The sequence below is a fragment of the Campylobacter showae genome (genome assembly GCF_900573985.1).
GTDB classification, from domain to species: Bacteria; Campylobacterota; Campylobacteria; order Campylobacterales; family Campylobacteraceae; genus Campylobacter_A; species Campylobacter_A showae_E.
Genome location: NZ_UWOK01000001.1, coordinates 1072240 through 1087146 on the forward strand (window position 1 = coordinate 1072240; position 14907 = coordinate 1087146).

Consider the following 14907-nt stretch of genomic DNA (forward strand, 5'->3'; position numbering starts at 1 on the left):
GCAAGGAAACCAAACTCGCAACGCTAAATTTAACCAACCCAAATTTAGCAGTTTCAAGATGCGGGTCTCGGTGCGTAAAATGCAAAACCGTCAAATTTGAAGCCAAATTTGCCCGAATCAAATTTAATCAAAAATTTAAGCCACAAGGAGCGAAAATGCTTGGCAAAACGTTAAAAACAGTAGGAATAGTCGGTGCTTTGGCGCTATTTTTAGGTATATTTTTAAATTTACAAGGAGAACAGATGAATCATAAAACAAAAGAGCCTGCGGCCGCGAACAAAACGATCGTACTGGCAGGCGGTTGCTTTTGGGGCACGGAGGCCTATCTCAAGCAGCTTCCGGGCGTGGTTAGCACCTACACGGGCTACGCAAACTCAAAGGTGCCAAACCCTAGCTACGAGCAGGTCTGCACGGGCGATACGAACGCCGCCGAGGCCGTCTGGGTCGAATACGACGAGTACGTGATCGACCTGCCGCATTTGCTCAAATTTTACTTTAACACCATAGATCCCACTAGCCTAAACAAGCAAGGCGGCGACCGCGGCACGCAGTACCGTACGGGTATTTACTACACCGATGCGGCGGACGAGCCGGCGATCAGAGCCTTTATCTCCGAGCAACAAAAAAACTACAAAGCGCCCATCGTAACCGAGGTCGCGCCACTAGAAAATATCTACAAAGCCGAGGAGTATCATCAGGACTACCTGGACAAAAACCCGCACGGCTACTGCCACGTGACCTTTGAGAGCCTGCCTAAAAAGGGCGAAATTTTGAGCGACAAAAAGCGCGATATGAAGCAAAATCTGCAAAACTACAAAAACAAAGACGACGCTGCGCTAAAAAATGAGCTCAGCGCCATCTCATATGAGGTCGTAAAGCACGCCGCGACCGAGCGACCGCACAGCAGCGAGCTAAACGCCGAGGAGCGCATCGGCATCTACGTCGATATCACAAACGGTCAGCCGCTTTTTAGCTCGTATGATAAATTTGACGCGGGCTGCGGGTGGCCGAGCTTTACGAAGCCGATAGATGCTAGCCTGATCGCCGAAAAGTCCGATCTATCGTACGGCATGGTGCGCACCGAGGTCAAAACCGCGATGTCGGACTCGCATTTGGGGCATGTATTTGACGATGGTCCGCGCGACAAAGGAGGGCTAAGATACTGCATAAACGGCGCCGCGCTGAGGTTTGTGCCGAAGGATGAGATGGAGAAGCAGGGGTATGGGTATCTGATACCGTATCTCGACTCTCAATATTCTAAAAAGTAGCGGCTTGTCTTTTGAGCGCTTTTTGTGGATTTTGTTAAAATTTGACTCGATAGGCTATATGCCTTATCTTCGTCAAATTTTAACTTCAAAACCCCAAAAATCATCTCAAAATACTTCACCTTATCGTTTTACGTTCAAATTTGAAGTCAAATTTGTAAATTTCGGCTTCAAATTTTACTCACCGAGACCCATATCTTGAAAATGTAAATTTAAAACACGCGACGCGATAGCGTCAAATTTAACCTGCACGCAGTGCAGCAACTTCTCACGTCGTAGGGGATAAGGGATCGTTAAGGGGGAGGGAGCTCTTTTGCTTCGCTACGCTCGCAACTGCAAAGCAGAGCGTAATTTAAGCCCCTTCCCCCTTAACAAAGAAGTAAGACGACTTCAAACAATCGTTTTTGTGTAGAGAGGTTTTAACACATGGCGTCAAATTTGATCAAACCGAATTTACCACTTTCGCGGTGCAGGTCTGTGCGAGTAAAATTTAAATCCAAGCAGTAAAACGGAGCTAAATTTGCTGCTTGGATTTGCTTTTAAATTTAGCGAGCATCAAATTTGCCCGCCAAATCAAAGCTAAAATCAAAAAAAGATAAATTTAAGACGTCGCTCCCTCGTTCATCGCGGCGTATTCTTCAAAAGTTCCCTTAAAATCGATGACCTCACTGTTACCTTTTAGATGGATGATGCGGTTAGCAAAGGCGTCGATGAGCTCGCGGTCGTGGCTCACGCAGATGACGTTGCCGACGAATTTATACAGCGCCTCGCCTAGAGCGATGATGGCCTCAAGGTCGAGGTGGTTGTTTGGCTCGTCTAGCACGAGTAGGTTGCCGCGCTCTAGCATCAGGCGGCTTAGCATTAGGCGGTGTTTCTCGCCGCCGCTTAGGCTGCCGACCGATTTTTCCTGCTCGGCGCCGCTAAACAGCATGCGGCCTAGGCACTTGCGGATCTCGTCTAGGTCCTTGTTGTTTTCGTCTTGCAGCCACTCGTAGAGTTTGAGCTCGCCGGTGATTTTGTTTGTCGTATCCTGCGCAAAATAGCTAGGCTCTATCGTAGCGCCCACGTGCACGTCGCCGCTATCCGGAGCGACCTCGCCGATGATGATTTTAGCCAGCGTGCTTTTGCCCACGCCGTTTGCGCCGATGATAGCGACTTTGTCGTTCTTTTCGAGCTTGAAGCTAAAATTTTCAAATAAAACCTTGTCGTATTTTTTGCTGACGCCGCGCACCTCTAGGATCTCGTTGCCGATGTCGCGCTTGGTGCGGAAAAGTATGCTAGGATCGCGTCTGCTTGATACTTTGATCTCCTCGATGTCGAGTTTGTTTAGTTGCTTTTGGCGGCTGGTGGCTTGACGGGCTTTGCTCGCGTTTGCGGAGAATCGTGCGATAAATTTCTCCAGCTCCTCTTTTTCTTTTAGCTTTTTGTCGCGCTCCATCTCGTGCTGTTTGGCAACCAGCGTCGAGGCAATGTACCAGTCGTCGTAGTTGCCCGCAAACTGCCTGATTTTCTTAAAATCCACGTCTAGGATATGCGTGCAAACCGCGTTTAAGAAGTGGCGGTCGTGGCTGATTAGCACCATCGTGCCCTCGTGGCGGTTTAGCTCGTTTTCTAGCCATTTTATGCTATCGATATCAAGGTTGTTGGTGGGCTCGTCGAGGAAAAGAATGTCCGGCTTTGGAAATAGCACTTGAGCGAGCAGGACTTTAAATTTATCCGAGTTTTCGACCTCGCTCATCGGCTTTTCAAAGTCGCTAAAACCAAGCGAGCTTAGGATTTTCTCGATGCGCACCTCGTACTCGTAGCTAGGATCCTCCTCGGCGCTTATCATTTCAAGCTGCGCTAGGCGGTCGTTTATAGCGTCGGTAAACTCCTCGCTCATGTAGAGCTTTTCTTTTTCTTTGACGGCGTCATATAGGCGTTTGTTGCCGTATAGTACGGCGTCTTTGACGCTAAAGTTTTCAAACGCGAACTGATCTTGCCCTAGCACGCCTACTTTTAGCCCGTTTTCGATGACGATCTCGCCGCTGTTTGCTTCGATCTCGCCTGAGAGGATTTTTAAAAACGTCGATTTTCCCGCGCCGTTTGCGCCGATGAGTCCGTAGCGATTGCCGCGAGTGAGTTTTAAATTTACGTCCTCAAATAGCAGCTGCGCGTTAAATCTCATTAATAAATTTTTGACTTCAAGCATATTTTTCCTTAAATTTGACTTTTTAAACCGTAGATTTTGCCAAAAAGTCGTTTAAAATCAGTATAAACTTCGGCAAAACGGCGTAGCGTGCTACTTGGGTAGGTTATAAAACGAGCTTAGATTTGATAAGTTTATCTTTTTATCGGTAAAACTGCGTCGTTTTAGCTTAAAGTCCAAATTTTCGCTAAAATCTCTCCTAAAAATCCGAGCAACTAAAGGCAAAAATCAAATGCAAGTCGCAAAAATCCGTGCCAAAAATATCCTCTCGCGCTCCAAAATCGGCAGCGGCGGCTATGCGATCAACCCGTACATAGGCTGCCCGCACGGCTGCATCTACTGCTACGCCGAGTTTATGCGCGGTGTCACGGGGCACGAGGAGGCGTGGGGCGAGTTTTTGGACGCGAAGGAATTTGATACGGCAAGCTTAGTTAAATTTGCTGCCTCACACGGCAACGAGCGCGTATTTATGAGCTCGGTCACCGACTGCTATAATCCGTACGAGGCGCGCTTTGGAGCTACGCGAAAAGTCCTTGAAGCGTTAGCGGGCTCGGATACAAACCTGCAAATTTTAACCAAATCAAGCCTTGTGAAGCGCGACATAGATCTGCTGCAAACCATGCCAAACGTCCGCATAGGCATGAGTTTGAGCGTGGTAGACGAAAGCTTACGCCGCACGCTGGAGCCTCGCGCGAGCCCCGTAGCAGCAAGGATCGCAGCGATAAAAAAACTGCGCGCCGCGGGAGTTAAAACATATATCTTCGTCGCGCCGATTTTCCCGCAGATCACGCCAGTTTTTGATATCATATCCCGCTACGGCGACGCGGCGGACGAGATTTGGTTTGATAGGCTAAATCTCTATCCAAATTTTAGGGATAAAATTTTAGCTTTCATCGGGCGAAATTTCCCCGCGCTTTTGCCGCTTTATAAGCAAATTTATCTATTTGGAGATGATGGCTATTTCGAGCGGCTAGCTGGCGAGATCAGGCTCGCGGCACGGGAGAAATTCGGAAGCGATGGCGGCGATAGGGTTAGGATATTTTTTGAGCGGAGAAAATCTGGCGCAGATAAATTTGAAAGGTAAAAATGAACGTAATTTTACGGCTTGGCATTATGGTTTTGATCCTATATATGGCGCTTTTGGCACTGCTTTATTTTTTTCAGGAGCGGCTGATATTTTTCCCGAGCAAGCTTGAGTCAAACCATGATTTTAGCTTTGACCAGCCGTTTGAGGAGATAAGACTGGACGCAAACGGCACGTGGATAAGCGGGCTAAAATTTTTAGCGCAGAGCAGGGACGGCGGGCAAATTTATAGCGACGCGAACGGTGAACGTAAGGCAAAAAACGGCGCGGCGATATTTTTTCACGGTAATGCGGGCAATCTGCAAGGCTGGGGCAAGTATGCGCGGTATTTTACGGATTTGGGCTATGATTTTTATCTATTTGACTACCGAGGCTACGGCAAGAGCGGCGGCGAGATAAGCTCGCAGGAGCAGCTTTATGCGGATGCGGACGTGATGATGCAGACGGTTTTGCGCGAGTATGACGCGGGCGAGGTCGCGGCAGTGGGCTACTCGGTGGGTAGCGGGCTAGCGGCTCGCGCGGCGCAAAAATACGGCGCTAAGCGGCTGATTTTGATCGCGCCTTATTTTAGCCTAGAGGATCTGGCGCGCGAGAAAATGCCCTTTGTGCCGAAATTTTTAATCAAATATAAAATTCCTACGTTTGAGTTCGTCGGTGCTTTTGGCGGGCCGGTGACGATATTTCACGGCGAGCACGATGAGCTAATCGGCGTGGATAACTCGCGCAGGCTATTTAAATTTCTAAAACCCGGAGATCAAATTTACGAGCTAAACGCCGGTCATAACGATATCCTGGGTCTAAGCGAGCTTTGGGAAAAATTAGCGCAGAAGCTGGACGAGTAGAGCGGGGCTGCGGCGGTAAATTTGACGCGGCTAGCTTAGTTAAATTTGACGAAAACGGGGGTTAAAGCCCGCTTTGCATCCTAAAAACAAAACCTCTCGTCGGTTCTATTTTGCTTGCGCATGGCTTTAAATTTAGCCAAATTTTCCTCGTCCAGAAAATAATCTTTTTCTTTTTGCGCGCGTGCCTCTAGGGCTTCTATTGCTTTTGCGAGAGCTTCTTTTCTGTCTGCATGAGGCGACTCAAACTCCGGTAAAAACATAGCTTCATAGACGTTTGCCTTGCTCCACTCAAGCGATTTTGCGGCGATATCTTGCTGCTTTTTGATGTCGCAAAACGCGTATGGATTTACCACGTCGCCCACTAGCTTGATAAACGCTCCTATCGCGCTTTTGACCTCAAAAAATCTACCGTCGTCCAAATTTATAATCTCTCTTAGCAAGATCGCGCGGTTTTTAGCGTTATAAAACCAAAACACCGCCTCGTCGCGCAGGTCAAGATCGTAAGCGCGAGCCGAAAGCACGAAAAGAGTCATCGGCGTGACCATCTGCGGAGCGTCCTGCACGATCTTTTCCGCGCTCATAAAGTCCTCTAGCGTACCGCTTTTTAGCAGCCCATCTATCTTGTCGTAAACCTTTACATGTTCAGCCTTGCCGGCATTTGCCGAGTAGTACGGCGTCACGTAAATATCGATGCTCGTTACCTTGCCGTCACCAGCCGCCGATGCTACCGCCGCGCCAAAACAAAGCGCCGCTAAAAAACGTAAAATTTTCATTTATAGATCCTTGACGTAAATTTTTGGCGTTATTTTAACTAAAAGATATTAAACATCGCGTATAAATTTGAAAGATAAAGTCCGCAAATTTGAGCGGACTTTGTAAATTTAGTTTTTAAAACTATGAATAGGCGCGGGGATCTGGCCGCCGCGGGCGATGAAGTCCGCCGATGAGTTTTTATTTACGCTCATCACGGGCGCGCTACCCAGAAGCCCGCCAAATTCCAGTGTGTCGCCCTCTTTACCTTTTGGGATGATGCGCACGGCGGTCGTTTTTTGATTTATCACGCCGATCGCGGCCTCGTCGGCTATGATCGCGGCGATCGTCTGCTCGGGCGTATCCTGCGGGATTGCGATCATATCGAGCCCCACCGAGCAGATCGCGGTCATCGCTTCGAGCTTTTCCAAATTTAGCGATCCTGCGCGCACCGCGGCGATCATACCCTCATCCTCCGAGACGGGGATAAATGCGCCGCTAAGCCCGCCTACTTGGTTGCACGCCATCACGCCGCCTTTTTTGACCGCGTCGTTTAGCAGTGCCAGAGCCGCGGTTGTGCCGTGCGTACCGACTCGCTCTAAGCCCATCTCCTCAAGCACGCGCGCGACCGAATCGCCCACCGCCGGAGTCGGAGCTAGCGAGAGATCGACGATGCCAAATTTCACGCCCAGCCGCTCAGACGCCATTTGACCGACGAGCTGTCCGATACGCGTGATCTTAAACGCCGTCTTTTTCACGGTTTCTGCGACCACGTCAAAGCTCGCTCCGCGCACCTTCTCAAGCGCGCGCTTAACGACGCCGGGGCCGCTAACGCCCACGTTTATGACGACTTCTGCCTCTCCCACGCCGTGAAATGCGCCCGCCATAAAGGGATTATCCTCGACGGCGTTGGCAAACACGACTAGCTTTGCCGCACCTAGATCCGAAAGCCGCGCGGTTTCTTTGATCACGCGCCCCATGTCGGCGACCGCGCTCATATTTATGCCCGTCTTGGTCGAGCCGATATTTACCGACGAGCAGACCTTTTGCGTCGCGGCGAGCGCGGCGGGGATGGAGTCGATTAAAATTTTATCGCCCTTTGCGTAGCCCTTTTGTACGAGCGCCGAAAAGCCGCCGATAAAGTCGATACCGACCTTTTTCGCCGCCTCGTCCATCGCCTTAGCTAGCGGGACGTAGTCTGCAGCATCCGTCGCCGCGCCGATGATGGCGATAGGCGTTACGCAGACGCGTTTATTTACGATCGGAATGCCAAGCTCTGCCGAAATTTCATTACCGACCTTTACGAGATCGCGCGCCTTGTCGGTGATCTTGGCGTAAATTTTCTCCGCTGCTTTGTCGATATCGGGATCGATGCAGTCAAGCAGGCTGATACCCATCGTGATCGTGCGGATGTCGAAATTTTGCTCCTCGATCATCGCGATCGTTTCGGTTACGTTTTTGATGTCCATTTGTGCGCCTTAGATGTTGTGCATGGCGTCAAAGATCGCCGAGCTTTGGATATTTATCTTTACTTTTAACTTTTCGCCTAGCTCGTTTAGCTCCTCGCGCAGAGCCGTGAAGTCCTGCTTTTCCTCACTGGAAACCACCGCCATCATCGTAAAAAACTCATCCAAAACCGTCTGGCTGATATCGTCTATGTTTAGCCCAAGCTGCGCGAGCTTAGCCGAAACGCCCGCCACAATGCCAACCTTGTCCTTACCGATCACCGTTACGATCGCTTTCATCGTCGTTCTCCTAAATTTGTAAATTTGCGAGAGTTAAAGCCCAAATTTGATCAAATTCGGGCTTTAGATTTTAAATTTTACTTCGAGCAAGCACTCTTGCCGTCCATCACGGGCTGGATAGACGAGTTGTCCGCGCCGCCGTCATTGTTGATATTTTCGATTATCTCCCACAGCCTAGCCGCCGCTTTTTCGTAGCGTTTAGCCGTGACCGAGTTTGGCTCGTAAAAGCTCACCGGCTTGCCGCTGTCGCCGCCGACTCTAACGGCAGGCTCGATAGGGATTTCGGCTAGCACTTCGGTACTATAGGCTTTTGCTACCTCCTCGGTCGTGCCTTTGCCGAATATATCATACTCCTTGCCACTTTCAGGGCAGATAAATCCGCTCATGTTTTCCACTATGCCCGCGATCGGGATGTGAAGCTTCTCAAACATATCAAGTGCTCTTTTGCTGTCATCTAGGGCTACCACTTGCGGCGTCGTGACGCACACGCCAGCAGTCACCGGTACGCTTTGAGCCAGAGTTAGCTGTGCGTCGCCCGTTCCCGGAGGCATATCCAGAAACAGCACGTCAAGCTCGCTCCAAAATACGTCTTTTAGCAGCTGCTCGATAGCTTTCATGATCATCGAGCCGCGCCAGATGAGGCTCATGCCTTCTTCCATTAGCACGCCCATGCTCATCATCTCGACGCCGTGAGTTAGGATCGGTTTTAGCTTGTTGCCGACGACTTGAGGCTGCGTGCCCACTTCGCCCAGCATTCTAGGGATATTTGGGCCGTAGATGTCGGCGTCTAGGATGCCTACTTTTTTGCCTAGTTTTGCCATCGAGATAGCTAAATTTAGCGTCGTAGTGCTCTTGCCCACGCCGCCTTTGCCCGAGCTTACCATTACGAAATTTTTGATCTGCGGAGCGATGTTTTTACCGCTTTGGCTGTTGCTTTTTTCCTCTGGGATTTTTGGTTGGATGATATTGATGACGCACTCGTTTGAGCCCATCACGCGCTTTATGTCGGTTCGCAGCTCGTTTGCTACATCCGGATTTGAGCTTACGATCTCGACCTCGATTAAAATTTTCTCGCCGATTTCGACGTTTTTTACGAATCCAAAGCTCACGATATCTTTCTCAAAGCCCGGATATATCACGCCTTTTAGTCTATTTAAGACATCCTCTTTACTTAACATTTTTCTCCTTCGTTAGATTTTTCGAAATTTTATACGCGCAAAATTTAGGCCCGCACATCGAGCAAAATTCCGCCTTTTTAAACGACTCTTGCGGCAAGCTCTCATCGTGTAGCTCGCGCGCTCTCTCGGGATCTAGGCTTAGCTCAAACTGCCTGTTCCAGTCAAAAGCGTATCTAGCATCGCTCATCGCGTGATCTCGCTCTATCGCGCCTGCTTTGCCTAGCGCGACGTCGGCTGCGTGAGCGGCGATCTTATGCGCTACGATGCCATCTCTCACATCGTTTGAGTTTGGCAAACCAAGGTGCTCTTTAGGCGTCACGTAGCACAGCATCGAGGCTCCGTAAAAGGCCGCCATCGTCCCGCCGATAGCCGAAGTGATGTGATCATACCCCGCGCCGATGTCCGTAGGCAACGGTCCTAGCACGTAAAAAGGCGCGCCGTGGCACAGCTCGCGTTCGATTTTCATATTATACTCTATTTGGTTTAAAGGAATATGACCCGGCCCCTCGATCATCACCTGTACGTTTTTCTCCCATGCGCGCAGCGTTAGCTCGCCTAAAACCCGCAGCTCGCTAAGCTGAGCCTCATCGGTCGCGTCGTATAAGCAGCCGGGACGCAACCCGTCGCCTAGAGATAGCGCGACGTCGTGAGCGGCGCAAATTTCTAAAATATCGTCAAAGGCCTCGTAAAACGGGTTTTCCTTGTGATGGTGCATCATCCAGCTAGCTGTTAAGCTACCGCCGCGACTAACGATACCCATCTTTCGCTTTGCGACCAGCGGCATAAATTTGAGCAAAAAGCCCGCGTGTATAGTAAAGTAGCTAACGCCCTGACGCGCCTGTTTTTCGAGCGTTTTTAGGATGTCGTCCGTCGTTAAATTTTCGACTTCTTTTATATCGTGGATGATCTGATACATCGGCACGGTGCCTATGGGGACGGTCGAATTTGCGATTATAGCGCTTCTAATGGCATCCAGATCACCGCCCGTGCTTAGATCCATGACCGTGTCGGCGCCGTATTTTAGGCAAATTTGCAGCTTTTCAAGCTCGGCGCAGATATCGCTACTTAGGCTTGAGTTGCCGATATTTGCGTTGATTTTGGTTTTGGCCTCCCTGCCGATCGCCATCGGGAGCAAATTTTCGTGATGGATGTTAGCGGGGATTATCATCTTGCCCGCGGCGATCTCGCTTCTAACGAGCTCGGGATCTAGCATTTCAGCTTGCGCTACGTAGTTCATCTCGGGCGTTATAACGCCTTTTTTAGCGTAGTACATCTGCGTTGGAGTTTTGTCGGCGGAGTCAAATTTGACCCGAAATTCTTTCATGTTTCGCTCCTTAAAATTTTGGTTCTAATCTTACTCAAAAAAGATAAAAACAAGCTTTTAGGATGTATAATATCGTAACACTTTGCCAAAGGAGAAATTTTGCTAGACGTTACGCTGATAATGCTCGGAGCTGGAAGCTCTAGCCGTTTTGAGATGCCCGTTAAAAAGCAGTGGTTGCGCGTCGGAGGCGATCCGCTATGGCTCTTTGCCGCTAAAAATTTAAGCTCGCATTATGCTTTTAAAGAGATAATCATTGCCTCAAACGAGGAAAAATATATGAGCAAATTTGCCCCAACGTATCGCTTCGTAAAAGGCGGTGCGACCCGTCAAGAGAGCCTAAAAAATGCTCTTAAACTCGTCCAAAGCGAGTATGTTTTGGTGAGCGACATCGCTCGTCCGATGATTAGTGCCGAGCTTTTCTCGCGCATCATAGGCGGCATCCAAAACGCCGACTGCGTCGTGCCTGCGCTAAAAGTGCCAGATACCGTTTATCTAGGCTCCCAGGCCGTCGATAGAGAGCAGATCAAGCTCATCCAGACGCCGCAACTCTCGCGCACGGAGATGCTAAAAAGCGCGCTTGAAGCGGGTCAAATTTGCACCGACGATAGCTCGGCAATAGCGGCTGCGGGCGGTAAAATTTGGTACATGCAGGGCGATGAAAACGCTAGAAAAATCACATTTAAAGACGACCTTTCTAAAATTTGCGGCCTTGGTGCGCCGTCAAGCGAAATTTACGTGGGAAACGGCTTTGACGTGCATGCCTTTGAAGAAGAGAAAAAAGAGGGAAGTTTCGTAACAATCGGCGGCGAAAAAATCCCTTTTGAGCGAAATTTAAAGGCTCACTCCGACGGCGACGTAGCTATCCACGCGCTCATCGACGCGATACTGGGAGCCGCCGGTCTGGGCGATATAGGCGAGCATTTCCCCGATATCGACGATAAATTTAAGGGGGCAGACTCAGCTATGTTACTAAAAGAAGCATATAGGCTGGTTCAAAGCGTCGGATTTGAGCTTATTAATGCCGATGTCACCGTCATAGCCGAGCGACCAAAGCTTAGCAAATTTAAATCTGCGATGGAAATAAACATCGCAAATGCGCTAAATTTGACCCCGAGCCGCATAAACGTAAAGGCCACGACGACCGAAAAGCTGGGCTTTACCGGGCGAGGCGAGGGCATAGCCGCTACGGCGTCGGCGAGTCTAAAAATTTACGACTGGACGCAAAAATAAAACGACGAAAGTAAAAAAATGAGAGTTTTGATAATAGAAAACGAAATCTACCTAGCCCAAAGCATCGCCTCAAAGCTGGAAAATCTAGGCTATGAGTGCGAGATCACAAGAAGCGCGATGGATGCGATGAAAAGCGAGCCTGAGCAGAGGGCAAAGGAGGGCGCTAAGGACGTGCACTTTGACGTGGTGCTGCTCTCTAGCGCGTTTGCGGGCGACGAGACGCTAAAAATCATACAAAAATTTAAAGACTCCGTCGTCATCCTGCTCATCACGTACATCAGCAATGACACCGTCTCGATCCCGATAAAAGCGGGCGCTAGCGACTACATACAAAAGCCGTTTATGATCGAGGAGCTGGTGCGAAAGATCAAGCATTTTGAGGAGTTTAGGCGGCTGCAAACATTTATAAAGACCTATCAGGACTACTTAAACTATCATTTTAAGGCCGTCTCGGCGCTAAATTTCGACTTTAAGCGCATAAAGCTGCCGCTTCTCATAAAGTGCAATAAAATGATAAACGCCGATAATTTCGTTTTCGAGTACGCAAAGGCGCTAAATTTGAGCTTCAAATACGTCCCGCTAGAGCCAGGCATCGACTTAGAGGCCATAGCCGCGGCAAATCCGCGCACGCTTTTGTATTTTTCAAATTTTCAAATTTTACGTCAAGAGGCCAAAAATCAGATCGTATCTCTCGCCGCTAAACGCAAGCTCATCGCAAGCTCGACCAATCCTAACGAAGAAGCGCCGATGGAGACGCTAAACATCGCAAGCGACGAGAAAAATTTCCAAATCGACGAAATTTTGACGATCGACGACTACATCAAGCACATCATCGTAAACTATCAGGACAAATACCCCGATACCGAGCTTAGCAAAAAGCTAGGCATCTCGCGCAAATCGCTTTGGGAAAAGAGGAAAAAATATGACGTCGTCAAGAAAAAATAACGCCGTTTGGATAAACGACGAGGCTTTCGGCGCGCTTGATCTCATAGAAAATCAAATTTTTAGCAAATTTAACCGCCTGATGAATGAAAAAGAGGCGAACGAGATCTACGAAACGGGCTTTTTGGCCGGCGAACCGATGCCATATACTTTTATCTTTGCGCCGCACGGCAAGCGCAACCAAGAAACGATAAAAAACGCCTCAAAGGGCGATCATATCGAGCTTATCAACGGCGGCAAGGTGGTTGGGTATATCGAGGTCGGCGAGGTTTTTAAATTTAACGCCGAAAAAAGCTCGCAAAATATCTTTCGCGCCAACGAAGCCGCGCCCGCGCAACAAAGCCAAAGCGGCGAACTGGCCGTGAGCGGCGAGATAAAAATCTACGACGACAAGCTAGCCGAGGTAAGAAAACTGATCGAAGAGGTCAAAAGAGAGCAAAACGTCCGCAAGGTCTCGGCGATCATGCTAACCGCGGAGCCCTTTAACCGCGCGCACGAGCGCCTAATCAGGATGACGATAGATAGCTCCGATCTGGTGTTGCTATTTTTACTAAAAAGCCACGGCGCGGACGAGATGATGAGCTTTTTGCTCAAAAAAAGCGTGCTGGAGTACTTCATCCAAAACTACGTCCCCAAAAACCGCCTGATCATCGTGCCTTTTGAGAACTCAAATCTCTTTAGCTCGCACCTAAATCCGACGCTAGAGTGCATCGCGGCGCATAGGCTAGGCGCTCATAAGCTCATAGTGGGGCAAAATCACGCGGGTATCGGGATGTTTTACGATCACAACGTCGCCCACACGGTGCTAGAGCGATATAAAAACGATCTAAATTTAGATATCGTCGTGCTGCCCGAGCTCGTCTACTGCGACGAGTGCAAGACGCTAGTTAGCACCAAGACCTGCCCGCACGGCCAGCACCACCACATCAAATACCACGCCCAGACGCTAAAAACGCTGCTGCTAGCGGGTATCTTGCCGCCTGCGATCCTCATGCGGCGCGACATCTCGGCGATGATACTGAGCGAGCTTTTCCCGAACCGATTTGAAAATATCCAAAAGCTTTGCGACGATCTTTTCCCTAGCAACGGACTGCTCGAAAAGCAGACGGAGAGGGAGTTTTACGAAAATTTGATGAAGCTTTATCAGACGACGTCGCTGACTTAAATTTGCTTTCTGAGATTTTGGCAAAAGCGGTTAGTCTAGCAGGCATTTTTTGCAGAGTCGGCAAATTTTAGCACGTGTCTTATATTTGTTAAATTTGATCCGTAGGCGAAGTAAGGCATTTAAATTTGTTTCACGATACTACACCTAAAATTCTCGCGCTCAAATTTATAACCAAGTTTTTGTAAATTCGGGCTTTAAATTTACTCGCCCAGACCCGCACCGCAAAAACTTAAATTTAGTGTTGTTTATTTATGGCGCTGGGCGGCTTGCGACTTTGTTTGCAAGAGACGTCGTGCCGTACTTGGCGTCAAATTTGATGTTTTAAAGGTGCGGGTTTTTGCGCAGGCACGGGTGTGCTTGTTGTCAAAATTTGAGAGCTAAAAGCCTGAGTAAAATTTGCGGTTTTGGTTCAAATTTAGCGGCCCGTGTTTTTAAATTTGAAAATATCCGAGTTTGGCGCAAATTTGACGTCCGAATTTTGAAATTTGCAAGCTAAATTTGCTAAAATCGTACTAAAAATCGGCGAGTAAAAGTGCGCCGTTTATGATTTAAATTTGATTTCAAGGAAAAATATGCAAAGGTTGTTTTTAACGTTTTTTGGCGCCGGCCTAAGCCCCAAAGCTCCCGGCACGGTAGGCTCGATAGCGGGCGCGGTCGCGGCGTTTGGGATTTTGACGATCTTGCCCGCTTCCACGCTATTTTTGGTTTCGATTTGCCTTTTTTTATATAGCATAAAGATCATCGACGATTATGAAGCAAAAACCGGCATGCACGATCACGGCAGCATCGTGATAGACGAGGTTGCGGGCGTTTGGCTGGCGATATCTATCAGCAGCGCTACGGCGGTGCAGTTTGCGCTCTCGGTTCTGTTTTTTAGGGTGTTTGATATCTGGAAACCTTCCGTGATCGGGCGCATCGATAGGGATGTCAAGGGCGGACTCGGCGTGATGGGCGACGATATGCTAGCAGGGCTTTTTGCGGGGCTTCTTAGCACGATTTGCTACGAGGCCGTGACGAAGATCGGGCTTGACTATGAGTGGATTAAATTTGAGCTGCCGTTTGTGAAGTAGGGTTATTCGGCGATTTTTGGGCGGTTGTCAAATCAAATCCGGTAAATTTTACCGCCAATTTGGAAACTTTTACGGTTATTTTAAATCATAGCGACGGATAGTGAAGTTTGAAGAAAAAGAAATC

The 14907-nt window shown here is 49.0% G+C and carries 13 protein-coding genes; 7 read left to right on the forward strand and 6 right to left on the reverse strand.

Annotation, left to right across the window (positions count from 1 at the left end; translation table 11 throughout):
* Positions 1 to 155: 155 nt before the first annotated feature.
* On the forward strand, positions 156 to 1268 hold the full coding sequence (msrA, locus tag EE116_RS05405; RefSeq protein WP_122873561.1) for a peptide-methionine (S)-S-oxide reductase MsrA: 1113 nt from the start codon (positions 156 to 158) through the stop codon (positions 1266 to 1268).
* Between the two features lie 598 nt (positions 1269 to 1866).
* Here the strand turns inward: msrA and EE116_RS05410 are convergent.
* Positions 1867 to 3456: an ABC-F family ATP-binding cassette domain-containing protein gene (locus tag EE116_RS05410; RefSeq protein ID WP_122873562.1), complete on the reverse strand. Its 1590-nt coding sequence runs from the start codon at positions 3454 to 3456 to the stop codon at positions 1867 to 1869.
* A gap of 229 nt (positions 3457 to 3685) precedes the next feature.
* On the opposite strand from EE116_RS05410, the gene EE116_RS05415 reads away from it, so the two are divergent.
* Together EE116_RS05415 and EE116_RS05420 are read left to right on the forward strand one after the other, a co-directional pair.
* Complete coding sequence (locus EE116_RS05415; RefSeq protein ID WP_122873563.1) at positions 3686 to 4537, forward strand: radical SAM protein; 852 nt, start codon at positions 3686 to 3688, stop codon at positions 4535 to 4537.
* Positions 4538 to 4539: 2 nt separating this feature from the next.
* The gene (locus EE116_RS05420; RefSeq protein ID WP_122873564.1) at positions 4540 to 5379 is read left to right on the forward strand and encodes an alpha/beta hydrolase; all 840 of its coding nucleotides are present in this window, start codon (positions 4540 to 4542) and stop codon (positions 5377 to 5379) included.
* 80 nt (positions 5380 to 5459) lie between these two features.
* Here the strand turns inward: EE116_RS05420 and EE116_RS05425 are convergent, their stop codons facing one another.
* From EE116_RS05425 to thiC, 5 genes are all read right to left on the reverse strand, one after another.
* Positions 5460 to 6152 carry a cytochrome-c oxidase gene (locus EE116_RS05425; RefSeq protein ID WP_122873565.1) on the reverse strand — a complete coding sequence of 231 codons (693 nt, stop codon included), beginning with the start codon at positions 6150 to 6152 and terminating at the stop codon, positions 5460 to 5462.
* Between the two features lie 108 nt (positions 6153 to 6260).
* A complete protein-coding gene (locus tag EE116_RS05430; protein ID WP_122873566.1) occupies positions 6261 to 7598 on the reverse strand; it encodes a PFL family protein in 1338 nt (445 codons plus the stop codon).
* A 9-nt stretch (positions 7599 to 7607) separates the two neighbouring features.
* Entirely contained in the window at positions 7608 to 7874 is a 267-nt protein-coding gene (locus EE116_RS05435) for an ACT domain-containing protein (RefSeq protein ID WP_005871308.1), read from the reverse strand.
* Positions 7875 to 7951: 77 nt separating this feature from the next.
* On the reverse strand, positions 7952 to 9052 hold the full coding sequence (locus EE116_RS05440; protein ID WP_122873567.1) for an Mrp/NBP35 family ATP-binding protein: 1101 nt from the start codon (positions 9050 to 9052) through the stop codon (positions 7952 to 7954).
* Positions 9042 to 10376 carry a phosphomethylpyrimidine synthase ThiC gene (gene thiC, locus EE116_RS05445; protein ID WP_122873568.1) on the reverse strand — a complete coding sequence of 445 codons (1335 nt, stop codon included), beginning with the start codon at positions 10374 to 10376 and terminating at the stop codon, positions 9042 to 9044. Before thiC ends, EE116_RS05440 begins: the two co-directional genes overlap by 11 nt.
* A 99-nt stretch (positions 10377 to 10475) precedes the next feature.
* Between thiC and EE116_RS05450 the strand changes: the two genes are divergently transcribed.
* The 4 genes from EE116_RS05450 to EE116_RS05465 all read left to right on the forward strand — a co-directional run bounded on the left by EE116_RS05450 (position 10476) and on the right by EE116_RS05465 (position 14783).
* Entirely contained in the window at positions 10476 to 11606 is a 1131-nt protein-coding gene (locus tag EE116_RS05450; protein WP_122873569.1) for a bifunctional 2-C-methyl-D-erythritol 4-phosphate cytidylyltransferase/2-C-methyl-D-erythritol 2,4-cyclodiphosphate synthase, read from the forward strand.
* Positions 11607 to 11624: 18 nt separating this feature from the next.
* Positions 11625 to 12551: a response regulator gene (locus tag EE116_RS05455; RefSeq protein ID WP_122873570.1), complete on the forward strand. Its 927-nt coding sequence runs from the start codon at positions 11625 to 11627 to the stop codon at positions 12549 to 12551.
* On the forward strand, positions 12529 to 13713 hold the full coding sequence (locus EE116_RS05460) for a sulfate adenylyltransferase (protein ID WP_122873571.1): 1185 nt from the start codon (positions 12529 to 12531) through the stop codon (positions 13711 to 13713). The genes EE116_RS05455 and EE116_RS05460 overlap by 23 nt, the downstream gene beginning before the upstream one ends.
* A 572-nt stretch (positions 13714 to 14285) precedes the next feature.
* Positions 14286 to 14783, forward strand: coding sequence for a phosphatidylglycerophosphatase A family protein (locus EE116_RS05465; protein ID WP_122873572.1), 498 nt, complete (start codon positions 14286 to 14288; stop codon positions 14781 to 14783).
* The last annotated feature ends 124 nt before the right edge of the window (positions 14784 to 14907 follow it).